General features: G+C 62.6%; 17 protein-coding genes and 3 tRNA genes. 11 read left to right on the top strand and 9 right to left on the bottom strand.

Annotated elements, in window-relative coordinates; genetic code table 11:
• Window position 1 precedes the first annotated feature (1 nt).
• Entirely contained in the window at window positions 2–1,390 is a 1,389-nt protein-coding gene (cysS, locus tag CTR55_RS18515) for a cysteine--tRNA ligase (RefSeq protein ID WP_296288282.1), read from the top strand.
• A gap of 62 nt (window positions 1,391–1,452) precedes the next feature.
• Here the strand turns inward: cysS and folD are convergent, their stop codons facing one another.
• Window positions 1,453–2,307, bottom strand: a complete 855-nt coding sequence (gene folD / locus CTR55_RS18510) for a bifunctional methylenetetrahydrofolate dehydrogenase/methenyltetrahydrofolate cyclohydrolase FolD (protein ID WP_296288281.1) — start codon at window positions 2,305–2,307, stop codon at window positions 1,453–1,455.
• A 261-nt stretch (window positions 2,308–2,568) separates the two neighbouring features.
• On the opposite strand from folD, the gene CTR55_RS18505 reads away from it, so the two are divergent.
• The 9 genes from CTR55_RS18505 to CTR55_RS18465 all read left to right on the top strand — a co-directional run bounded on the left by CTR55_RS18505 (window position 2,569) and on the right by CTR55_RS18465 (window position 11,517).
• Window positions 2,569–2,645, top strand: a tRNA-Arg gene (locus CTR55_RS18505).
• Window positions 2,646–2,676: 31 nt separating this feature from the next.
• Window positions 2,677–2,752 (top strand) — tRNA-His (locus CTR55_RS18500).
• Between the two features lie 52 nt (window positions 2,753–2,804).
• Window positions 2,805–2,889, top strand: a tRNA-Leu gene (locus tag CTR55_RS18495).
• A gap of 142 nt (window positions 2,890–3,031) precedes the next feature.
• The gene (tig, locus tag CTR55_RS18490) at window positions 3,032–4,342 is read left to right on the top strand and encodes a trigger factor (RefSeq protein WP_296288280.1); all 1,311 of its coding nucleotides are present in this window, start codon (window positions 3,032–3,034) and stop codon (window positions 4,340–4,342) included.
• Between the two features lie 92 nt (window positions 4,343–4,434).
• Complete coding sequence (gene clpP / locus CTR55_RS18485; RefSeq protein ID WP_296288279.1) at window positions 4,435–5,073, top strand: ATP-dependent Clp endopeptidase proteolytic subunit ClpP; 639 nt, start codon at window positions 4,435–4,437, stop codon at window positions 5,071–5,073.
• A 107-nt stretch (window positions 5,074–5,180) separates the two neighbouring features.
• Window positions 5,181–6,461 (top strand): ATP-dependent Clp protease ATP-binding subunit ClpX, encoded by a 1,281-nt coding sequence (gene clpX / locus CTR55_RS18480; protein ID WP_296288278.1) that lies wholly within the window; start codon window positions 5,181–5,183, stop codon window positions 6,459–6,461.
• A gap of 134 nt (window positions 6,462–6,595) precedes the next feature.
• Window positions 6,596–8,992 carry an endopeptidase La gene (gene lon / locus CTR55_RS18475; protein WP_296288277.1) on the top strand — a complete coding sequence of 799 codons (2,397 nt, stop codon included), beginning with the start codon at window positions 6,596–6,598 and terminating at the stop codon, window positions 8,990–8,992.
• Window positions 8,993–9,128: 136 nt separating this feature from the next.
• Entirely contained in the window at window positions 9,129–9,401 is a 273-nt protein-coding gene (gene hupB / locus CTR55_RS18470; RefSeq protein ID WP_003087931.1) for a nucleoid-associated protein HU-beta, read from the top strand.
• 226 nt (window positions 9,402–9,627) lie between these two features.
• Window positions 9,628–11,517 (top strand): SurA N-terminal domain-containing protein, encoded by a 1,890-nt coding sequence (locus CTR55_RS18465; protein ID WP_296288276.1) that lies wholly within the window; start codon window positions 9,628–9,630, stop codon window positions 11,515–11,517.
• 87 nt (window positions 11,518–11,604) lie between these two features.
• On the opposite strand, the gene fabI is transcribed toward CTR55_RS18465, so the two are convergent.
• The 8 genes from fabI to gloB all read right to left on the bottom strand — a co-directional run bounded on the left by fabI (window position 11,605) and on the right by gloB (window position 22,427).
• Complete coding sequence (fabI, locus tag CTR55_RS18460; RefSeq protein WP_296288275.1) at window positions 11,605–12,402, bottom strand: enoyl-ACP reductase FabI; 798 nt, start codon at window positions 12,400–12,402, stop codon at window positions 11,605–11,607.
• Window positions 12,403–12,429: 27 nt separating this feature from the next.
• Complete coding sequence (locus CTR55_RS18455; protein ID WP_296288274.1) at window positions 12,430–14,040, bottom strand: ABC transporter ATP-binding protein; 1,611 nt, start codon at window positions 14,038–14,040, stop codon at window positions 12,430–12,432.
• 1 nt (window position 14,041) lies between these two features.
• Window positions 14,042–15,061 carry an ABC transporter permease gene (locus tag CTR55_RS18450; protein WP_296288273.1) on the bottom strand — a complete coding sequence of 340 codons (1,020 nt, stop codon included), beginning with the start codon at window positions 15,059–15,061 and terminating at the stop codon, window positions 14,042–14,044.
• Window positions 15,062–15,065: 4 nt separating this feature from the next.
• A complete protein-coding gene (locus tag CTR55_RS18445) occupies window positions 15,066–16,148 on the bottom strand; it encodes a microcin C ABC transporter permease YejB (RefSeq protein WP_296288272.1) in 1,083 nt (360 codons plus the stop codon).
• Window positions 16,148–18,013 carry an extracellular solute-binding protein gene (locus CTR55_RS18440; protein WP_296288271.1) on the bottom strand — a complete coding sequence of 622 codons (1,866 nt, stop codon included), beginning with the start codon at window positions 18,011–18,013 and terminating at the stop codon, window positions 16,148–16,150. The genes CTR55_RS18445 and CTR55_RS18440 overlap by 1 nt, the downstream gene beginning before the upstream one ends.
• A complete protein-coding gene (locus CTR55_RS18435; protein WP_296288270.1) occupies window positions 18,010–19,839 on the bottom strand; it encodes an extracellular solute-binding protein in 1,830 nt (609 codons plus the stop codon). The genes CTR55_RS18440 and CTR55_RS18435 overlap by 4 nt, the downstream gene beginning before the upstream one ends.
• A gap of 115 nt (window positions 19,840–19,954) precedes the next feature.
• A complete protein-coding gene (locus tag CTR55_RS18430) occupies window positions 19,955–21,568 on the bottom strand; it encodes a LysM peptidoglycan-binding domain-containing protein (protein ID WP_296288269.1) in 1,614 nt (537 codons plus the stop codon).
• 79 nt (window positions 21,569–21,647) lie between these two features.
• Entirely contained in the window at window positions 21,648–22,427 is a 780-nt protein-coding gene (gene gloB / locus CTR55_RS18425; RefSeq protein ID WP_296288393.1) for a hydroxyacylglutathione hydrolase, read from the bottom strand.
• Between the two features lie 89 nt (window positions 22,428–22,516).
• Here gloB and CTR55_RS18420 point away from each other — a divergent pair, with 89 nt between their 5' ends.
• Window positions 22,517–23,272 carry a methyltransferase domain-containing protein gene (locus CTR55_RS18420; RefSeq protein ID WP_296288391.1) on the top strand — a complete coding sequence of 252 codons (756 nt, stop codon included), beginning with the start codon at window positions 22,517–22,519 and terminating at the stop codon, window positions 23,270–23,272.
• The last annotated feature ends 11 nt before the right edge of the window (window positions 23,273–23,283 follow it).

Genomic DNA, 23,283 nt, shown 5'->3' with positions numbered 1-23,283 from the left:
GATGGCTGACTTGCAGATCTACAGCACGCTGTCCAAGACCAAGGACAGTTTCAAGCCGCTGCTGGGCAACCAGGTGCGCATGTACGTGTGCGGCATGACCGTGTACGACTTCTGCCACATCGGCCATGCCCGCGTGATGGTGGCGTTCGACGTCATCGCCCGCTGGCTGCGCCATCGCGGCTACGACCTGACCTACGTGCGCAACATCACCGACATCGACGACAAGATCATCCGTCGCGCCCAGGAGAACGGTGAGTCGTTCGAAGACCTGACCGGCCGCATGATCGCCGCGATGCATGAGGACGAGGCGCGCCTGTCGGTCCTGCGTCCTGACATGGAGCCGCGCGCCACCGGCCACATCGCCGGTATGCACGAGATGATCCAGACCCTGATCGACAAGGGCTATGCCTACGCGCCGGGCAATGGCGACGTTTACTACCGGGTTGGCAAGTTCGCCGGCTACGGCAAGCTGTCGCGCAAGAAGATCGAAGACCTGCGCATCGGTGCGCGGATCGAGGTCGACGAATCCAAGGAAGACCCGTTGGACTTCGTGCTCTGGAAGGGCGCCAAGCCGGGCGAGCCGAGCTGGGAATCGCCGTGGGGCGCCGGGCGTCCGGGTTGGCACATCGAGTGCTCGGTGATGTCCACCTGCTGCCTGGGCGAGACCTTCGACATCCACGGTGGCGGCCCGGACCTGGTGTTCCCGCACCACGAGAACGAGATAGCCCAGAGCGAGGCGGCCACCGGCAAGCTCTATGCGGCCAGCTGGATGCACGCCGGCGCGGTGCGCGTGGACGGCGAGAAGATGTCCAAGTCCCTGGGCAACTTCTTCACCATCCGCGAGGTGCTGGAGAAATACCACCCGGAAGTCGTGCGCTTCCTGCTGGTCTCCAGCCACTACCGCAGCCCGATCAACTACTCCGAAGACAACCTGAAGGAGGCCAAGGGCGCGCTGGAGCGTTTCTACACCGCGCTGCGCGGCTTGCCGCAGGTGACTGCCGCGGGTGGTGAGGAGTTTGTCGAGCGCTTCGGCGCCGCGATGGACGACGACTTCGGTACGCCGGAAGCGGTAGCTGTGCTGTTCGAGATGGTCCGCGAGGTCAACCGTCTGCGTGAAGGTGATCCTGCAGCCGCTGCAGAGCTGGCGGCGCGCGTGCGTGAGCTGGGCGGCTTGCTGGGCGTTCTGCAGATGGATGCCGACGAGTTCCTTCAGGCGGGCGCGGCCGGCAAGGTCGATGCGGCGCAGGTCGAAGCGCTGATCCAGGCCCGTCTGGATGCCCGCGCGGCGAAGAACTGGGCCGAATCCGACCGCATCCGCGACGAGCTGACCGCTCTGGGCGTGGTGCTGGAAGACGGCAAGGGTGGCACTACCTGGCGTTTGGCCGAGTAACAGCTTCATGAAACGAAAAAGCCCGCATCACTGCGGGCTTTTTCTTGCTCGTCGAACACCTGTCAGGTGTGCAGGTGTTCGGCGGCGTACAGGGTGTTTTCCAGCAGGCAGGCGCGGGTCATCGGGCCGACGCCACCTGGCACCGGGGTGATCCAGCTGGCGCGCTCGGCGGCGACGTCGAATTCGACGTCGCCCACCAGCTTGCCGTCCTCCTGGCGATTGATGCCCACGTCGACGACGATGGCGCCTTCCTTGATCCACTCGCCCTTGACCAGGCCCGGCTTGCCGGCGGCCACGACCACCAGGTCGGCGCGGCGCACGTGGTCTGCCAGGTCACGGGTGAAGCGGTGGGTCACGGTAACGGTGCAACCGCCCAGCAGCAGTTCCAGCGCCATGGGGCGGCCGACGATGTTCGATGCGCCGACTACGACTGCGTCCATGCCGTACAGGTCGACGCCGGTGCTTTGCAGCAGGGTCATGATGCCCTTCGGGGTGCACGGGCGTAGTAGCGGGATGCGCTGGGCCAGACGGCCGATGTTGAAGGGGTGGAAGCCGTCTACGTCCTTGTCCGGGCTGATGCGTTCCAGTAGCTGGGAAGCATCGAGGTGGGCGGGGAGGGGAAGCTGGACGAGGATGCCGTCGATGGCCGGATCGGCGTTCAGGCGGTCGATCAGCGCCAGCAGCTCTTCCTGGGTGGTGCTGGCCGGGAGGTCGTAAGCCTGGGAGAGGAAGCCGACCTCTTCACAGTCCTTGCGCTTGTGCGCGACATAGACCTGAGAGGCGGGGTCGCTGCCGACCAGGATCACAGCCAGGCCGGGGATGCGCAGTCCTTGCTGGCGGCGCTCATTGACGCGTTGGCCAATCTGCTGGCGGAGGCTGGCGGCGATCGCTTTGCCGTCGATCAGTTTTGCAGTCATGTCGGGGGGATAACCATTAAGGCGGGTGAAAAGAAGGCGCGCATTTTCGCATGCTGCCTCCATAAGGCAAAGGCGGGCGCCCCTGATTTGGCGTAACTCCTTTATCTCTTTGAACTTTTTTTAAAAAAGTTGTTGACGGGGTATGGCCTCATCGATAACATGCGCCCCGCTTGCCGAGCACAGCCTGAAACACGAAAGAGGCGGTGCCAACCGATTCAGTGGTTCCACTGGGTCTGCTTAGCAAGGGTTGCCGCCACTAAAGCGCCCGTAGCTCAGCTGGATAGAGCATCCGCCTTCTAAGCGGATGGTCGCAGGTTCGAGTCCTGCCGGGTGCGCCAAGTGGCGTTCGGTACAAGCAAATGTAATATGGTGGGCGTAGCTCAGTTGGTAGAGCACAGGATTGTGGCTCCTGGTGTCGTGGGTTCGATTCCCATCGTCCACCCCATATTCCGAAGCGCCAGGCCTAGAGCCTGGCGTTTTCGTTTCTGCGGTACCCTGCGGACGTGGTGAAATTGGTAGACACGCCGGATTTAGGTTCCGGTGGCGCAAGCTGTGAGAGTTCGAGTCTCTCCGTCCGCACCATCTTCTTTCCATAAGCTCTCGCATCCGTGAATTTCCGCAGCTTCCAGTCAGGGTGACTTCTGCATTTCTAGCTACTAGAATGCTTGCCCTTGATTCTGGGAGCCGGAAGGACCGGCTTACGTCTGTGCCACGAGGAATATCCATGCAAGTTTCCGTTGAAAGCACCTCCGCTCTTGAGCGCCGCATGACCGTTGGCGTGCCGGCCGAGCGCATCGAGACCGAAGTCAACAAGCGTCTGCAGCAGACTGCTCGTCGCGCCAAGGTTCCTGGCTTCCGTCCCGGCAAGGTGCCGATGAGCGTGATCCGTCAGCGCTACGAAGCCGCCGCTCGTCAGGAAGCCCTCGGTGACCTGATCCAGGAAACCTTCTACGAAGCCGTGGTCGAGCAGAAGCTGAACCCGGCTGGCGCTCCCTCCGTCGAGCCGAAAGTGTTCGAGAAGGAGAAGGGCCTCGAGTACATCGCTACCTTCGAAGTCTTCCCTGAGTTCCAGGTTGCCGGTTTCGACGGCATCAAGGTTGAGCGCCTGCAGGCCGATGTGGCCGACGCCGACCTCGACAACATGCTGGAAATCCTGCGCAAGCAGAACACCCGCTTCGAAGCTGTTGATCGTGCCGCTCAGAACGACGACCAGGTAAACATCGACTTCGTCGGCAAGATCGACGGCGAGGCCTTCGCTGGTGGCTCCGCCAAGGGCACCCTGCTGGTGCTGGGCTCCGGCCGCATGATCCCGGGCTTCGAAGAAGGCCTGGTTGGCGCCAAGGCCGGTGAAGAGCGCGTTCTGAACGTGACCTTCCCCGAGGACTACCAGAACCTGGACCTGGCCGGCAAAGCCGCCGAGTTCACCGCTACCGTCAACAGCGTCGCCGAGCCGAAGCTGCCGGAATTGAACGAAGAGTTCTTCGCTCTGTTCGGCGTGAAGGAAAGCACTCTGGAAGGCTTCCGCACCGAAGTTCGCAAGAACATGGAGCGTGAGCTGCGTCAGGCCATCAAATCCAAGGTGAAGAACCAGGTGATGGAAGGTCTGGTCGAGACCAACCCGATTGAAGTGCCGAAAGCCCTGATCAGCAACGAAGTCGACCGTCTGCGCGTGCAGGCTGTCCAGCAGTTCGGTGGCAACATCAAGCCCGATCAGCTGCCGGCTGAGCTGTTCGAAGAGCAGGCCAAGCGCCGCGTCGTTCTGGGTCTGATCGTTGCCGAGTTGGTCAAGCAGCACGAACTGAAGGCCGACGAAGCCCGCGTTCGCGAAATGATCGAAGAGATGGCTTCGGCTTATCAGGAGCCGGAACAAGTCGTTTCCTGGTACTACAAGAATGACCAGCAGCTGAACGAAGTCCGTTCGGTTGTACTGGAAGAACAAGTTGTAGATACTGTCCTGCAGAAGGCCAATGTGACCGACAAGCAGGTATCCTACGAAGACGCGGTCAAGCCTGCTGAAGCTCCGCAAGCAGCCTGATTCGTCGCTTTGTTCGATTGTCATAAGCCAGCCTTCGGGCTGGCTTATGCGCTATAGAGACATGACTTTTTATTAGGGAGTGATCGTCGGACATGCACAATCCTTATATGCCGCAAGTTCCGAACATCCAGGCCGCTGGTGGTCTGGTGCCGATGGTGGTGGAGCAGTCCGCCCGCGGTGAGCGTTCCTACGACATCTATTCGCGCCTGCTGAAGGAGCGGATCATCTTCCTGGTCGGCCAGGTCGAGGACTACATGGCCAACCTCGTGGTGGCCCAGTTGCTGTTCCTCGAGGCCGAGAACCCGGACAAGGACATTCACCTCTACATCAATTCCCCGGGTGGCTCCGTGACCGCTGGCATGTCGATCTACGACACCATGCAGTTCATCAAGCCTGACGTATCCACCATCTGCGTTGGCCAGGCGTGCAGCATGGGCGCGCTGTTGCTGGCCGGCGGTGCTGCTGGCAAGCGTTACTGCCTGCCGCACTCGCGCATGATGATCCACCAGCCGCTGGGCGGCTTCCAGGGCCAGGCCTCGGACATCGAGATCCATGCCAAGGAAATCCTCTTCATCAAGGAACGCCTGAACCAGGTGTTGGCGCATCACACCGGCCAGCCGCTGGACGTCATTGCCCGTGATACCGATCGTGACCGCTTCATGAGCGGGGATGACGCCGTCAAATACGGACTGATCGATCAGGTCTTCACCCAGCGTCCTGCTGCCAACTAAGCCTCTCCGCAGTACCGCGGCCGGTAATCCGGCCGCTCGCGGGCTTGAAAATGCCTGCGAATGCCTTCATCTTGTCCTTCACGTATATCCCCGATTGGAACGATCGAATGACTGACACCCGCAACGGCGAGGACAACGGCAAGCTGCTGTATTGCTCCTTCTGCGGCAAGAGCCAGCACGAAGTGCGCAAGTTGATTGCCGGCCCCTCGGTCTTTATCTGCGACGAGTGCGTCGACCTGTGCAACGACATCATCCGTGAGGAGGTGCAGGAAGCACAGGCGGAGAGCAGTGCGCACAAGCTTCCGGCGCCGAAAGAGATCCGCACCATCCTCGATCAGTATGTGATCGGCCAGGAGCGTGCCAAGAAGACACTGGCAGTAGCGGTGTACAACCACTACAAGCGGCTGAACCAGCGTGAGCGCAAGGATGACGTCGAGCTGGGCAAGAGCAACATTCTGCTGATCGGGCCGACTGGCTCGGGCAAGACTCTGCTCGCCGAGACTCTGGCGCGTCTGCTCAATGTTCCCTTCACCATCGCTGATGCCACCACCCTCACCGAGGCTGGCTACGTGGGCGAGGACGTCGAGAACATCATCCAGAAGCTGCTGCAGAAGTGTGACTACGATGTCGAGAAGGCCCAGATGGGTATCGTCTATATCGACGAAATCGACAAGATCTCGCGCAAATCGGACAACCCATCGATTACCCGCGATGTGTCTGGTGAGGGCGTTCAGCAGGCTCTGCTGAAACTGATCGAAGGCACCGTGGCTTCCGTGCCGCCTCAGGGAGGCCGTAAGCATCCGCAGCAGGAATTCCTGCAGGTCGACACCCGCAACATCCTGTTCATCTGTGGTGGTGCGTTCGCTGGTCTGGAAAAGGTCATCCAGAACCGTTCCACCAAGGGCGGCATCGGCTTCAGTGCCGAAGTCCGCAGCCAGGAAGCTGGTAAGAAGGTGGGGGATGCTCTGCGTGAGGTCGAGCCGGAAGATCTGGTGAAATTCGGCCTGATCCCGGAATTCGTCGGCCGTCTGCCGATCATCGCGACGCTTGAGGAGTTGGACGAAGCAGCGCTGATGCAGATTCTCACCGAGCCGAAGAACGCGCTGACCAAGCAGTACGCCAAGCTCTTCGAAATGGAAGGCGTGGACCTCGAGTTCCGTCCGGACGCTCTCAAGGCGGTCGCTCGCAAGGCGCTCGAGCGCAAAACCGGCGCCCGTGGCCTGCGTTCGATCCTCGAAGGCATCCTGCTCGATACCATGTACGAGATCCCCTCGCAGAACGACGTCAGCAAGGTGGTGATCGACGAAAGCGTCATCGAGGGCTCCTCCCAGCCGCTGCTGATCTACGAGAACAGCGAGCAGCCGGCCAAGGCTGCACCTGACGCCTGAAACCAGAAGGGGCCCTAGGGCCCCTTTTTTCTTCCCATCTACCGCGCTTGTTTTTTCCCAGTCCTAACCCCATCTTAGGCCGAAGGGTCCAAACCCCATCGTTATGGCCAAGTGCCGCTGTAGAGCCGAATATCATGAAAACACTCGTCGAGTTGCCCCTGCTGCCCCTGCGTGACGTAGTGGTTTATCCGCACATGGTCATCCCGCTGTTCGTGGGTCGTGAGAAATCCATCGAGGCCCTCGAGGCCGCCATGACCGGCGACAAGCAGATCCTGTTGCTGGCGCAGAAGAATCCTGCTGACGATGATCCGGGTGAAGACGGCCTGTACCGCATGGGTACGGTCGCTACCGTCCTGCAACTGCTGAAACTGCCCGATGGCACCGTCAAGGTGCTGGTGGAAGGCGAGCAGCGAGGCCAGGTAGAACGCTTCATCGACGAGGAGGCCTACTGCCGCGCCGAAGTGTCGATCATTGATGAGCCCTCTGTCGGCGAGCGCGAATCCGAAGTTTTCACGCGCAGCCTGCTCAGCCAGTTCGAGCAGTACGTACAACTGGGCAAGAAGGTCCCGGCCGAAGTCCTGTCCTCGCTCAACAGCATCGATGAGCCCGGTCGCCTGGTGGACACCATGGCGGCCCATATGGCGTTGAAGATCGAGCAGAAGCAGGAAATCCTCGAAATCACCGAGCTGTCTGCCCGCGTCGAGCATGTGCTGGCGATGCTGGACGCCGAAATCGACCTGCTGCAGGTCGAGAAGCGAATTCGCGGCCGCGTGAAGAAGCAGATGGAGCGCAGCCAGCGCGAGTACTACCTCAACGAACAGATGAAGGCCATCCAGAAAGAACTGGGTGACATCGATGAAGGCCATAACGAAGTCGAAGAGCTTAAGAAGCGCATTGACGCTGCCGGTCTGACCAAGGAAGCCATGGCCAAGGCCACTGCCGAGCTGAACAAGCTCAAGCAGATGTCGCCGATGTCCGCCGAGGCGACCGTGGTGCGTTCCTATATCGATTGGCTGGTGAATGTGCCGTGGAAGGCTGAAAGCAAGGTGCGCCACGACCTGGACAAGGCCGAGGATATCCTCGATGCAGACCACTACGGTCTGGAAGAGGTCAAAGAGCGCATCCTCGAGTATCTCGCCGTGCAGAAGCGCGTGAAGAAGCTCAAGGGTCCAGTGCTCTGCCTGGTCGGCCCGCCCGGCGTGGGCAAGACCTCGCTGGCCGAGTCCATCGCTCGCGCCACCAACCGCAAGTTCGTGCGCATGGCCCTGGGCGGCGTGCGTGACGAGGCCGAAATTCGTGGCCACCGTCGTACCTATATCGGTTCCATGCCCGGTCGCCTGATCCAGAAGATGACCAAGGTAGGCGTGCGCAACCCGCTATTCCTGCTGGATGAGATTGATAAGATGGGCAGCGACATGCGCGGCGACCCCGCATCCGCGCTGCTGGAAGTACTCGACCCGGAACAGAACCACAATTTCAACGACCACTACCTCGAAGTCGACTACGACCTCTCCGACGTGATGTTCCTCTGCACGGCGAACTCCATGAACATTCCGGCAGCACTGCTGGACCGCATGGAAGTCATCCGTCTGCCGGGCTACACCGAGGACGAGAAGATCAACATCGCCTCGAAATATCTTGTACCGAAACAGACTGCGGCTAATGGTCTCAAGAAGGACGAACTGGTCTTCGAGGAAGCGGCTACCCGCGACATCATTCGCTACTACACCCGCGAAGCCGGCGTGCGTAGCCTTGAGCGTCAGATCGCCAAGGTCTGCCGCAAGGCGGTGAAGGATGGTGGCAAGGCCAAGCGTATCGACGCTGTGGCAACGCCGGATTCGCTGGAAAACTACCTGGGTGTGCGCAAGTTCCGCTACGGCCTGGCCGAGCAGCAGGACCAGATCGGCCAGGTGACCGGTTTGGCTTGGACGCAGGTGGGCGGCGAACTGCTGACCATCGAATCGGCCATGGTGCCCGGCAAGGGTGCATTGACAAAAACCGGCTCACTGGGCGACGTCATGGCGGAGTCCATCACCGCTGCATTGACTGTGGTTCGTAGTCGTTCGAAGAGCCTGGGCATTGCCCCGGACTTCCACGAGAAGCATGATATCCACATCCACGTGCCGGAGGGCGCGACGCCCAAGGACGGCCCTAGCGCGGGCATTGGCATGTGCACTGCACTGGTTTCGGCAATCACCCAGATCCCGGTGCGTGCGGACGTTGCGATGACCGGCGAGATCACCCTGCGAGGTCAGGTTCTGGCCATTGGCGGCCTGAAGGAAAAACTTCTCGCAGCACACCGGGGGGGAATCAAGACTGTGATCATTCCCGAGGAAAACGTACGAGACCTTAGGGAAATTCCGGATAATATTAAGGCCGATCTCGTTATTAAACCGGTTAAATGGATTGACGAGGTCCTGCAAATTGCGCTGCAATACGCCCCGGAGCCCTTGCCCGATGCGGCTCCCGAGATGGTTGCAAAGGATGAGAAGCGCGAGTCTGATTCCAAGGAGCGAATCAGCACGCATTAGTTGGGGGGCTTTCTTGACACTGTTTTTGAGCCCTTGTTATAAAGCGGCACTTGCTTTGTCAGTTGGCAAACCAACACCTGCTTTTGCTTAGACCTTACACATAGAAACATACTCAACAGAAATAAGGGGACTTAGAGTGAACAAGTCGGAACTGATCGATGCTATCGCCGCATCTGCTGATATCCCGAAAGCTGTTGCCGGTCGCGCTCTGGACGCGGTGATCGAGTCCGTAACTGGCGCCCTGAAGGCTGGTGACTCCGTCGTACTGGTAGGCTTCGGCACCTTCGCTGTCAAAGAGCGCGCTGCTCGCACCGGTCGCAACCCGCAAACCGGCAAGCCGATCAAGATCGCTGCTGCTAAGATCCCGGGCTTCAAAGCCGGTAAAGCCCTCAAGGACGCTGTCAACTAAGCGTCTTTTTGGACTTGACCTGTACCAGTTCAGCTTCGGCTGGGCTGGTCACGGAGCGGTGACCCGGCTGGCGTAGGTCGGTTGGAATCATCGGGGGTCACGGGCTCAAGCCCGCAAGCTCCACTCGTTACGAGAAGGCGCATCCTCGGATGCGCCTTTCTTATATCCGCCTTTTTTCCACGCCGCGCCGCCATTGAAGGTGGGTCGTGGCCGCGTCGGGGGCCGCATGCTGCAAAACATCAGGGACAATTCCCAAGGCTGGATCACCAAGACCATCCTGGGCGTGATCGTTGTCCTCATGGCTTTGACCGGGTTCGATCAGATCATTCGCGCAACCCACCACGAGAACGTCGCCGCTCAGGTCAATGGCGATGACATCGCTCTGTCGGAGCTGCAACAGGCTGCGGACATGCAGCGTCGTCAGCTGATGCAGCGCCTGGGCAAGGACTTCGATGCATCCATGCTCGATGACAAGCTGCTCAGGGAATCCGCGCTGAAGTCGCTCATCGAGCGCAAGCTGATCCTGCAAGCTGCGCAGAATGACAAGTTCTCCTTCTCTCAGCAGGCGCTGGATCAACTGATCCTGTCGACCCCTGAGTTCCAGGTAGATGGCAAGTTCAGTGCCGATCGCTTCGACCAGGTCATCCGCCAGATGGGCTACGACCGCATGCAGTTCCGCCGCATGTTTGGCGAGGAAATGTTGATGGGCCAACTGCGTGCCGGCATCGCCGGTACTGGCTTCGTCACCGACGATGAACTGAATGCCTTTGCGCGACTGGAGAAGCAGACCCGTGACTTTGCCACCCTGACCCTCAAGGCCGACCCGGCCAAGAGCAAAGTCGAGGATAGCGAGATCAAGGCGTACTACGACGCGCACAGCACCGAGTTCATGACGCCCGAGCAGGTCACCATCGACTACGTCGAGCTGAAGAAGTCTGGCTTCTTCGATCAGGTCGAAGTGAAGAAGGAAGACCTCGATGCCCTCTATCAGAAGGAAATCGCCGGCCTGGCCGAGCAGCGCGACGCCGCGCACATCCTGATCGAGGTGAACGATAAGCAGAACGACCAGCAGGCCAAGGCCAAGATCGACGAGATCAAGGCGCGCCTGGACAAGGGCGAAGACTTTGCCAAGCTGGCCAAGGAGTTGTCTAACGACACCGGTTCCGCCGCCAACGGTGGCGACCTGGGCTTCGCTGGTCGCGGCGTGTATGACCCGGCCTTCGAGGAAGCGCTGTATGCGCTGAAGAAGGGCGAAGTCTCCGCTCCGGTGAAGACCTCCTACGGCTGGCATCTGATCAAGCTGCTGGGAGTCGAAGCGCCGGAAGTCCCGACCTTCGACAGCCTGAAGGCGAAACTGGAACACGAAGCCAAGACCCAACTGGTCGAGCAGCGTTTCGTCGATGCTACCAAGCAACTGGAAAGCTCCGCCTACGAGGCTTCCGATCTGGGGCAGCCGGCTCAGGACATGGGCTTGAAGGTGCAGACGAGCAAGCCGTTTGGCCGTGAAGGCGGCGAAGGCGTCACCGCCAATCGCCAGGTCATCCAGGCCGCTTTCAGCCCTGAAGTGCTGGAAGAGGCTGCCAATAGCGGAGCTATCGAGCTGGATCCGGATACTGTGGTCGTGCTGCGCGTGAAGGAGCATCACAAGCCTGAGCAGGAAACCCTGGAGCAGGTCAGCGATAGCATCCTCAAGCGTCTGCAGGTCGAGCATGCTGCCGCCGATGCCAAGACCCGTGGCGAAGCGCTGCTGGCAGGTCTGCGCGACGGCAAGATCCCGCTGACCCAGGCTCAGGAAGGCCAGCAGTGGAAGGTTGTGGAAGCTGCCGCCCGCGGTCAGGAAGGTGTCGATCCGGTCGTGCTGCAGAGCGTGTTCCGCATGGCTCGCCCGGAGGGTGCCGACAAGCCCAGCCTCGGTGGTGTCGCGCTGCAGAACGGCGACTTCGTACTGGTCAAGCTCAGCGGTGTGAGCGAGCCGGAAGGCAAGCCGACCGAAGAAGAGAAGGCGATGTACCAGCGCTTCCTCGCTTCGCGTAGCGGCCAGGACGACTTCGCTGCGTTCCGTCGCTACCTGCAGGATCAGGCGAAGATCGAGAAATTCGACGAAGCCAAGAAGTAAGAGACTGGGGTCGCGCAAGCGGCCCTCGTTTTGCGCAGTAAAGGAAAAGGCCGCATCAGCGGCCTTTTTCTTTGCCTGTGGGAAGGCTCAGTCGTCGGCCAGCGGGCCCATGGCGGTGGTGTTGAAGCCGCCGTCGACATAGAGGATCTCGCCGCTGATGCCGCTGGCGAGGTCCGAGCAGAGGAAGGCGCCGGCATTGCCGACTTCCTCGATGGTCACGTTACGCCGCAGCGGAGTCTGGCGTTCGTTGGCGGCGAGCATCTTGCGGAAGCTCTTGATGCCCGAGGCGGCCAGGGTGCGGATCGGGCCTGCGGAGATCGCGTTGACGCGGGTGCCTTCTGGGCCGAGGCTGCCGGCCAGGTAGCGCACACCGGCTTCCAGGCTGGCCTTGGCCATGCCCATGACATTGTAGTTGGGCAGGGTGCGCTCGGCGCCCAGGTAGGAGAGGGTGAGCAGGCTGCCGTTACGGCCCCTCATCAATGCGCGGCCGGCCTTGGCCAGGGCGACGAAGCTGTAGGCGCTGATGTCGTGGGCGATGCGGAAGCCGTCGCGGGTGGTGACTTCGGTGAAGTCGCCGTCGAGCTGATCGCCCGGCGCGAACCCCACCGAGTGGACGATGCAGTCCAGGCCGTCCCACTGCTTCGCCAGCGCGGCGAACACGGCTTCGATGTCCGCATCGCTGGTCACGTCGCAGGGGAAGCACAGTCCGGCTCTGGAGCCCCAACCGGCGGCGAATTCCTCGACGCGGCCCTTGAGCTTGTCGTTCTGGTAGGTGAAGGCGAGCTCGGCGCCTTCACGGTGCATCGCCGCGGCGATGCCGGAGGCGATGGACAGCTTGCTGGCGACACCGACGATCAGTACGCGTTTACCGGCGAGAAACCCCATGTGATTGCTTCCTTGTCTGCTGTTGGCTCAGGCTTGAGTGGGCACCATGAAGGCTGCCTCCAGCAGTTGCTGCGTGTAGGCATGCTGTGGCGCGGCGAAGACTTCCTCGGCCAATCCCTGTTCGACTACCTTGCCGTGGCGGATCACCATCAGCTGGTGGCTGAGGGCTTTCACCACCGCCAGGTCGTGGCTGATGAACAAGTAGGTCAGGTTGTACTTGGCCTGCAGCCCGCGCAGCAGTTCGACCACCTGGCGCTGCACGGTGCGGTCCAGGGCCGAGGTCGGCTCGTCCAGCAGGATCAGCGCCGGCTTGAGCACCAGCGCGCGGGCGATGGCGATGCGCTGTCGCTGGCCCCCGGAGAACTCGTGGGGGTAGCGGTGGCGGGTGTCCGGGTCGAGGCCGACTTCCTTGAGCGCTTCGATGATCGCCCGCTCGCGCTCCTCGGCTGTGCCCATGCCATGGATTTCCAGGCCTTCGCCGACGATCTGGCCCACCGACATGCGCGGGCTGAGGCTGCCGAACGGGTCCTGGAAGACTACCTGCATCTCGCGGCGCAGAGGCCTGACTTCCGCCTGGTTCATGCCTTCGATGGCCTGGCCCTCGAAGCGAATGCCACCCTGGCTGTTGATCAGGCGCAGGATGGCCAGGCCCAGGGTCGACTTGCCCGAACCGCTCTCGCCGACGATGCCCAGGGTCTGCCCGCGCGGCAGGCTGAAGTCGATGCCGTCCACCGCCTTGACGTGGTCGACGGTTTTGCGGAACACGCCTTTCTTGATCGGGAACCACACGCGCAGGTCGTCGACCTCCAGCAGCGGCGCACCGGGCTCGTTCTGCGCGGGGGTGCCACTGGGTTCGGCACCGAGCAATTCACGCGTGTAGGGGTGCTGTGGCGCCTCGAAGAGGGTTTCGCAATCGGCCTGCTCGACGATGCTCCCGCGCTTCATGACGCAGACGCGATGGGCGATGCGCCGAACCAGGTTCAGATCGTGGGTAATCAGCAGCATGGCCATGCCCAGCCGCTGCTGCAGATCGCGCAGCAGGTCGAGGATTTTCAGTTGCACGGTGACGTCCAGCGCCGTGGTCGGTTCGTCGGCGATCAGCAACTCCGGCTCGCAGGCCAGCGCCATGGCGATCATCACCCGTTGCCGCTGGCCGCCAGAAAGCTCATGGGGGTAGGCCTTGAGGCGAGTGGAGGGGTTGGGAATGCCGACCAGGTCCAGCAGTTCCAGCGTGCGCGCACGGGCTTGAGCACCGCTCATACCTTTGTGCAGAGCCAGCACTTCACCGATCTGCTTCTCGATGGTGTGCAGCGGGTTCAGCGAGGTCATGGGTTCCTGGAACACCATGGCGACGCGGTTGCCGCGAATGCTGCGCAGCTTGCGCTCGGGCAGCTTGAGCAGGTCCTTGCCGGCGTACTGGACGCTGCCGGAGGGGTGGCTGGCGGTGGGGTAGGGCAGCAGGCGCAGGATGGAGTGCGCGGTGACCGATTTGCCGGAGCCGCTTTCACCCACCAGCGCCAGGGTCTCGCCCTTGCGGATGTCGAAGCTGATGTGTTCCACCGCGCGCACCTGCTCGTCGCCGCAGAGGAAATCGACGGACAGGTCGCGGACTTCGATGAGGTTCTCGTTCTGGGTCATGTCACTTCCTCGGGTCGAAGGCATCGCGGGCGGCTTCGCCGATGAACACCAGCAGGCTAAGCATTACGGCCAGCACCACGAAGGCACTGATGCCCAGCCAAGGTGCCTGCAGGTTGGACTTGCCCTGGGCGACCAGTTCGCCCAGCGACGGAGAGCCGGCAGGCAGGCCAAAGCCGAGGAAGTCCAGGGAGGTCAGGGTGCCGATCGCGCCGGTGAGGATGAAGGGCATGAAGGTCAGGGTGGAGATCATTGCGTTGGGCAGGATATGGCGGAACATGATCGCCCCGTTGCGCATGCCCAGGGCGCGGGCGGCACGCACATACTCCAGGTTGCGGCCACGGAGGAACTCGGCGCGCACCACGTCCACCAGGCTCATCCAGGAGAACAGCAGCATGATTCCCAGCAACCACCAGAAGCTTGGCTGGACGAAGCTGGCGAGGATGATCAGCAGGTAGAGCACCGGCAGGCCCGACCAGATTTCCAGGAAGCGCTGGCCGAGCAGGTCGACCCAGCCGCCGTAGAAGCCCTGCAGTGCGCCGACGATGACGCCGATGAGGGAACTGAGCACGGTGAGGATCAGGGCGAAAAGCACCGACACGCGGAAGCCATAGATCACCCGCGCCATCACGTCACGGGCCTGGTCGTCGGTGCCCAGCCAGTTTTCCGCGGTGGGCGCCGAGGGGGCCGGCACCCGCAGGTCGTAGTTGATGGTGTCGTAGCTGTAGGCGATCGGCGGCCAGAGAATCCAGCCGTCTTTCTGCGCGATCTGCTCGCGCATGTACGGGCTCTTGTAGTTGGCCTCCATGGGGAATTCGCCACCGAAGGCGGTTTCCGGATAGCGCTTGACCACCGGGAAGTACCACTCGCCGTCGTAACGGATGGCCAGCGGCTTGTCGTTGGCGATCAGCTCGGCACCCAGGCTGAGGACGAACAGCGTAAGGAACAGCCAGAGTGACCACCAGCCGCGCTTGTTGGCCTTGAAGCGCGCCCAGCGGCGCTGATTGATGGGAGACAGGCGCATCGGATTACTCCCGGTTCTCGAAGTCGATGCGCGGATCGACCAGCGTGTAGAGGACGTCGCTGACCAGTTTCATGATCAGGCCGAACAGGGTGAAGATGAACAGCGTGCCGAACACTACCGGGTAGTCGCGGTTCAATGCCGCCTCGAAGCTGAGCAGGCCCAGGCCGTCGAGGGAGAAGATCACCTCGATCAGCAGCGAGCCGGTGAAGAAGATGCCCAGCAGGGCCGAGGGCAGGCCGGCGATGATCAGCAGCATGGCGTTGCGGAATACGTGGCCGTAGAGCACGCGGCGCTCGGTCAGGCCCTTGGCGCGGGCGGTGACCACGTACTGCTTGCCGATTTCGTCGAGGAAGCTGTTCTTGGTCAGCAGGGTGATGGTGGCGAAGTTGCCGATCACCAGCGCGGTGATCGGCAACGCCAGGTGCCAGAAGTAGTCGCGGACCTTGCCGCCCCAGGTCAGCTCGTCGAAGTTGTTGGACGTGAGTCCTCGCAGCGGGAACCAGTCCCAGTAGCTGCCGCCGGCGAACAGCACCACCAGCAGGATGGCGAAGAGGAAGGCGGGGATGGCGTAGCCGACGATGATCGCCGAACTGGTCCAGACGTCGAAGTGGCTGCCGTGGCGCACCGCCTTGGCGATGCCCAGCGGGATCGACACCAGGTACATGATCAGTGTGCTCCACAACCCGAGGGAGATGGAGACCGGCAGCTTCTCGACGATCAGGTCGGTGACCTTGGCGTCGCGGAAGAAGCTCTGGCCGAAGTCCAGGTGCACGTAGTTCTTGAGCATGATCCAGAAGCGCTCGGGCGCCGGCTTGTCGAAGCCATACATGCGCTCGATTTCCTTCACCAGCTCGGGGTCGAGGCCCTGGGCGCCACGGTAGTGCGTACCGGCGGCGGGGACTTCACCGCCGCCGCCAGAGATGCGCCCGGTGGCGCCGCCGCTGGCAGCGTCGAAGCCTTCCAGCTTGGCGATCATCTGCTCCACTGGGCCACCGGGGGCAGCCTGGATGATGATGAAGTTGATCAGCAGGATGCCGAACAGCGTGGGAATGATCAGCAGCAGGCGCCGCAGGATGTAGGCCAGCATCAGTTTGTTCCTTGGGCGACAGCGCCGTCAGCCGGTGCTGCGCTCGTGGCCTTGGCGTCCGTCTTGGTCGGTACGGCCTTGTCGCGGGCCTGCCACCAGGTCTGCAGTGCATAGCTGTACGGCGGCAACTTTTCCGGGTGGGCGATGCGGTTCCAGTAGGCGAGGCGCCAGTTGCCCAGGTACCAGTTGGGCACCACGTAGTGTCCCCAGAGCAGGGCGCGGTCGAGGGCGCGGGCGTGGCGCACCAGGCTTTCGCGGGAGTCGGCGTTGATCAGTGCTTCCACCAGGGCGTCGATGCCCGGGTCGCGCAGGCCGATGAAGTTGCGGCTGCCCGGCTTGTCGGCGCTGCTGGAGTGCCAGAACTCGCGCTGCTCGTTGCCCGGCGAGCTGGACTGTGGCCAGCTGCTGACGATCATGTCGTAGTCCCGCGAGCGCAGGCGATTGATGTACTGCGAGACGTCGACGCGGCGCAGCTGCATGTCGATGCCCAGCTCGGCGAGGTTGCGCTTGAAGGGCAGCAGCACGCGCTCGAAGTCAGCCTGGGCGAGCATGAACTCGAAGCTCAGCTGCTTGCCGTCGGGACCAACCATCTTGTCGTTCTCGATCTTGTAGCCGGCCTCCAGCAGCAACTGGTAGGCCTTGCGCTTCTGCTCGCGGATGATGCCGCTGCCGTCGCTGGTGGGTGGCACGTAGACCTGGGTGAAGACCTGTGGCGGCAGCTTGTCGCGCAGCGGTTCGAGTATCTTCAGTTCCTCGGCGTCGGGTAGCTCCTTGGCGGCCATTTCGGAGTTCTCGAAGTAGCTGCCGTCGCGCAGGTAGGAGCCGAAGAACAGTTGCTTGTTGGTCCACTCGAAGTCGAACAGGTTGGTGATGGCCTCGCGCACGCGCGGGTCCTGGAACACCGGGCGGCGGATGTTGAAGGCGTAGGCCTGCATGCCCCACGGATTGCCGTTCACCGGCTCCTCGCGGACGATGCGGCCGTCGCGCACGGCTGGCGAGTCGTAGGCGGTAGCCCAGTTCTTCGCGATGCGCTCGTCGTTGAAGTCGAACTGCCCGGCCTTGAAGGCTTCCAGAGCGACGGTGAGGTCGCGGTAGGACTCGACCACCACGGCGTCGAAGTTGTTGAAGCCGCGGTTCACCGCCAGCTTGTCGCCCCACCAGTCCTTGACCTTCTCGTAGCGGATCGAGCGGCCGGCCTCGACCTTGGCGATGCGGTACGGGCCGCTGCCCAGCGGCGGCTCCATGTTGGTCTTGTTGAAGTCGCGGCTGGCCCACCAGTGCTTGGGCAGGATCGACAGCTGGCCGAGTATCAGCGGCAGCTCTCGGTTGTCGCCGTGCTTGAAGTCGAAGCGCACGCGCAGCTTGTCCTCGGCCACCACCTTGTCGACGTCCGCGTAGTAGTTGCGGTACATCGGGTCGCCGTCCTTCATCAGCGTCTCGAAGGTGAACACCACGTCTTCGGCGGTGACCGGCGTGCCGTCCTGGAAGCGCGCTTCCGGGCGCAGGTAGTAGCGTACGAAGCGGTGCTCCGGGTCCTTCTCGATCTTCTCGGCGAGCAGGCCGTATTCGGTGAAGGGCTCGTCGAGAGAGTGGAAGGTCAGGGTGTCGTAGATCAGGTTGATCTGCGGCGCGGAGTTGCCCTTGGCGATGAAGGGATTGAGGCTGTCGAACCCGCCGAAGTCGGAGAGACGCAGGGTGCCGCCCTTGGGCGCATCGGCGTTGACGAAGTCGAAGTGCTTGAAGTTCGCCGGGTACTTGGGCGCCTCGTCATACAGGGTGATGGCGTGCTGCGGCGCGGCCTGCGCACTGCCCAGCAGTCCCAGCAACAGGCCGGCGCAGAGCGCGGCGCGGCGGGGGCTTTTCATAGGGTGTTCTCCTGGTCTTTTTGCCACCAGGCTCGCAAACCCAGCGTGTAGGGCGGCGTGGTGACGAAGGCGAAGCGGTTGCGGTACGCCAGTCGGTGTTTGTTCAGGTACCAGTTGGGAATGCTGTAGTGCTGCCACAGCAACACCCGATCCAGTGCGCGGGCCGCGGCTTCCTGCTGGTTGCGGTCGGTGGCGCCGAGGAGCTTCTCGAGCATCGCGTCCACCACGGGGTTGGCGATGCCCGCATAGTTCTTGCTGCCCTTCACCGCCACCTGGCTCGAATGGAAGTACTGCCATTGTTCGAGACCGGGGCTCAGGGTTTGGGGCAGGGTCATCAGAATCATGTCGTAGTCGAACTGGTCCAGACGCTGTTTGTACTGGGCGCGGTCCACGGTGCGCAAGCTCGCATTAATGCCGATACTGGCGAGGTTCTCGCGGTATGGCTGGAGGATGCGTTCCAGGCTGGGATTGACCAGCAGGATTTCGAAGCGCAACTGCCTGCCGTTGGCGTCCAGCAGGCGGTCACCGGAAAGCTTCCAGCCGGCTTCGCCCAATAGACCCAAGGCGTGGCGCAGGGTTTCCCTCGGGATGCCGGCGCCCTTGGTCACCGGCACCGTGAAGGGGCGCTTGAACAGCGCTTCTGGCAGTTGCTGCCTATACGGGGATAGCAGCAGCCATTCCTGGCCCTGGGGTACGCCGGTGGCGGAAAAGGTGCTGTTGGGGTAGTAGCTGCTGGCGCGCACGTAAGCGTCGTTGAACAGTGCGCGGTTGGTCCACTCGAAGTCGAACATCATCCCCAGCGCTTCGCGCAGGCGGCGATCAGCGAAGGTCGCGCGACGGGTATTGAGGAACAGCGCCTGGGTCTGGGTAGGGATCTGGTGGGGGATTTCCACCTTGGCCACTTCGCCCCGGCGCACTGCCGGGAAGCGGTAGTTGCTGCGCCAGTTCTTCGCCTGGTGCTCGATGTAGAAATCGAATTCGCCGGCCTTGAAGGCTTCGAAGGCAATGCCGGCATCGCGGTAGAAATCCACCTCGACGCGGTCGAAGTTGTACTTGCCACGGTTCACCGGCAGGTTCGCGCCCCACCAGTTCTTGACTCGCTCGAACACCAGGCGGCGACCCGGCGCCACCTCGGTGATTCGGTACGGTCCGCTGCCCAGCGGCGGCTCGAAAGTGGTGGCCTGAAAGTCGCGGCCTTTCCAGTAGTGCTGCGGTAGCACCGGCATTTCGCCCAGGCGCAGGATCAGCAACGGGTTGTCGTGGCGCTTGAAGACGAAGCGGATGCTCTGCGGCGAGAGGATGTCGACCCGCTGCACTTCCTGCAGGTTGGTGCGGTACATCGGGTGGCCGTGGTGCAGCAGCGTGCGATACGAGAACGCTACGTCGTAGGCGGTGATCGGCTTGCCGTCGTGGAAGCGCGCTTCCGGGCGCAGGTTGAACACCACCCAGCTGCGGTCCTCGGCGTACTCCACGCTGCGGGCTATCAGGCCGTAGCTGGAGGCGGGCTCGTCGCCGGATGGGTCATACAGACCGGTGCCGACCATCAGCGGCTCGTTCAGTTCGCTGACGCCGTACTGCAGGAAATCCGCGGTGCTGACCGGCGGGCTGCCCTTGAAGGTGTAGGGGTTGAGGGTGTCGAAGGTGCCCAGCCCCATCAGCCGCAGCAGGCCGCCCTTGGGCGCCTTGGGGTTTACCCAGGCGAAGTGGTCGAAATTGGCCGGGTACTTGAGGTCGCCGAACTGAGCGTAGCCGTGGCTCTCGGTGATCTGGGCGGAGGCGGGGAGGCCCAGGAAGAGGCCTAGGAACAGGAGAGACAATCGACGCATCAGGCGTAGGATCCGATCCTGGCAGGCTGAAGGGGTTAGCGTCGTACAGTAGCAGCTTGTCCTGGCTGCCAGAAGACATGCAGCCGGGGCTGTGCGCCCCGGCGCAAGGTGACACTCAGCGGCTGGCGGTGCCGAGGTAGAGCGTCAGGGTCTGGCCCGGTTTCAGCGCCTTGCCGCTACGCGGATTCCAGCGCTGGATGTGTTGCATCTCGACATTGAACCGCTTGGCGATCATGGACATCGAGTCGCCTTGCTTGACCTTGTAGTAGGTTGCGGCGTCCTGCTTGGTCTTGCCCTTGCCAGTCGACGCCACCTGGGAGGCGTTGCCGCCTTGCAGCGCGAGGGTCTGGCCCGGCTTCACGCCGTGGCTGTCGAGCTTGTTCCAGCGCTTGATGTCGGCGACGTCGACATTGTTCTTCCTGGCGATCTGCCAGAGCGTGTCGCCGCTCTTCACGGTGTAGCTGCGGCTGCTGGTGCGGGAGCTGGGGGCCGCCTTGGAACGGTCCACCTGGGCCAGTTGGCGTGGGCTTTCCGGCTCGATGGTCGGGCGGCCGGGCTGGCCGGGAATGACCAGGGTCTGGCCATTGCGCAGGCGGTTGGCGCTCAGGTGGTTGGCTGCCTTGAGTTCGGCCACGCTCAGGCGGTAGCGCTGGGCGATGCTGTGCAGGCTATCGCCCTTGCGAACGCGATAGCGCGCACCGCTGCTGGCAACCGCCATCGGCTTGATCTCGATGGGCTGCATGTTGGCGACGCCGGCCTGCAGGGTGTCGGCCTTGTCCAGCGGTACCAGGAGGTGGTGCGGGCCGTCCCGGGTCACCTTGCGCTTGAAGGCGGGGTTGAGCTGGTACAGCTCATCCTCGTCCAGGTCGGCCAGGGCGGCGACGCGCGAAAGGTCCAGGCCCGGCTTGACGCGGATCGAGGTGAAGTAGGGTTGGTTGGCAATCGGGTTGAGGTTGATGCCGTAGATGGTCGGGGCATTCACCAGTTGCGACAGAGCCAGCAGCTTGGGCACGTAGTCCTGGGTTTCCTGCGGTAGCGGCAGGTTCCAGTAGTCGGTGGGCAGGCCTAGGCGCTCGTTGCGCTCGATCGCGCGGCTGACGGTGCCTTCGCCGGCGTTATAGGCGGCGAGCGCGAGCAGCCAGTCGCCATTGAACATGTCGTGCAGGCGAGTCAGGTAGGTCAGTGCGGCGTTGGTCGACGCGGTGATGTCGCGGCGACCGTCATAGAAGTTGGTCTGGCGCAGGTTGAAGTGCGTACCGGTGCTCGGAATGAACTGCCACAGGCCGACGGCCTGTGAGCGTGACACGGCCATCGGGTTGTAGGAGCTCTCGATCATCGGCAGCAGGGCCAGCTCCAGCGGCATGTCGCGTTCTTCCAGGCGCTCGACGACATAGTGCATATACGGTGCACCGCGCTCGCTGGCATTCTCCAGGAATGACTGGTTGCTCATGAACCACAGGCGCTGGCGCTCGATGCGCGGGTTGGTGTCGATCTGGTCCTGCAGCTGGAAACCATCGCGCATGCGCTCCCAGATATCGTTCTGGGCTTCGGTCCAGGCCGGGTTGAACTGCACGTCGACGGCACGGGAGGCGATGCGCGCCTGACTGTCGTCGGCAGCCTGATGGGTCGACTGGCAGCCCGCCAGGCCCGCAGCGAGCAGCACGATAGAGACTCGGATGGCGCGCGCCAAGGCGTCTAGATCGGAGGTCTTTCTGGTCTTTGGCGGCATTGGCTGATGACTATGTCCGAGGCAAAAATTTCGGCGATTCTAGAAACCGAGCCTGCCTTGGTCAAGATTTCGCCAACCTTCAGAACTGGTCCTTCCAGCGGCGAATGGTCGCAAAGACCTCTTCGGGCGTGCGGATTTGCTGGCCGCTCCGCTCGTCGGCCATTTTCTTAACGGATGTTTCTGACACGCGAAGGAAAGGATTCGTAGCCCGTTCCAGGGCAATGGAAGAAGGAAGACTGATCTTCCCTTGTTCGCGCCAGCGGCTGACTTCTTCGAAGCGGGCCAGGACTTCTGGGTTCTCCGGCTCTACCGCGCAGGCGAAACGCAGGTTGCTCAGGGTGTACTCGTGGGTGCAGTACACGGCAGTGGGGCCGGGCAGGGCGGCCAGCCGGCCCAGCGACGCATGCATCTGCGCTGGCGTGCCCTCGAACAGACGACCGCAGCCCGCGGCGAACAGCGTGTCGCCGCAGAACAGCAAGGGTTGCTCCTGGCTCTGGCTGAAGTACGCGATGTGGCCGAGGGTGTGGCCGGGCACATGGATCACCTGGAAATCCAGGCCGAGCACTTCGACACGGTCACCCTCGTCCAGCGCCACGTCGCGGGCTGGAATCTTTTCCCCGGCCGGGCCCAGAACTCGGGCGCCGGTTGCGGCCTTCAGACGGGCGACGCCGCCGACATGGTCGGCATGATGGTGGGTGACGAGGATGTCGGTCAGCTTCCAGTCGGTGTGGGCTTGCAGCCATTGCTCGACCGGCGCGGCGTCACCCGGATCGACCACCGCGCATTCGCGGCGGGTCACATCCTGCAACAGCCAGAGATAGTTGTCGGAAAAGGCGGGCAGAGCATCTATCTGTATCATGGGGGGAAAGTCGCCAAGAGGTGGGCATTGGCGCATAGTAGTGCGGATACGCACTTTTGTGTCGCGCTGTCCCACAGGGGGTAGTGATGATCGAAGAACCCTTCGCCCAGGCCGATGCCGACTGGCTGGAGTTGATCGACCAGGCCCGCCACTGGCTGTCCGGGCCGATCGGCGGAATGATGCTTGCCGAAGAGCAGCAGTTGCTGATCGACGAGCTGGAGCGCTATTTCGGCGGTTACCTGGTGCATTACGGACCGCATGCCGAGTTGCCCGCCAGTGTTGGCAACATCCAGCGCGGTGTGCGCCTGGGGCCGCCACTGCCAGGGGTGGAAATCGCCTGTGACGAGGCGGCCTGGCCGCTGGGCGAACACGCCGCCGACGTGGTGCTGCTGCAGCACGGCCTGGACTTCTGCCTGTCTCCCCACCGATTGCTGCGTGAAGCCGCGCGCAGCGTGCGCCCTGGCGGACATCTGCTGGTGGTCGGGGTAAATCCCCGGAGTGCCTGGGGCATCCGGCATTACTTCGCCCGCGATGCCTTGCGCCGCGCGCGCTGCATCTCGCCGAACCGGGTGTGCGACTGGCTGAACCTGCTCGGCTTCGCGCTGGAGAAACGCCGCTTCGGGTGTTATCGTCCGCCGCTTGCATCGGCGAAATGGCAGGGCCGCCTGGCCCGCATGGAAACCTGGGGCCCCGTGCTGCAAGGTTCCGGCGCCGGCTTCTATCTGTTGGTGGCGCGCAAGCTGGTGGTCGGTCTGCGGCCCCTGCGTCAACCTCGTCGTGAACCGCGCGGGCAGTTGGTGCCGTTGCCGGTAGCCAAGGTCAGTCGCCGCGATTCCGAATCCTGAATACGAGTCCA

Origin of the sequence: Pseudomonas sp. (genome assembly GCF_002796985.1) — a bacterium.
GTDB lineage: Bacteria > Pseudomonadota > Gammaproteobacteria > Pseudomonadales > Pseudomonadaceae > Pseudomonas.
Note: the sequence above shows the minus strand (reverse complement) of the source record. Positions and strands in the feature narration are given on the sequence as shown.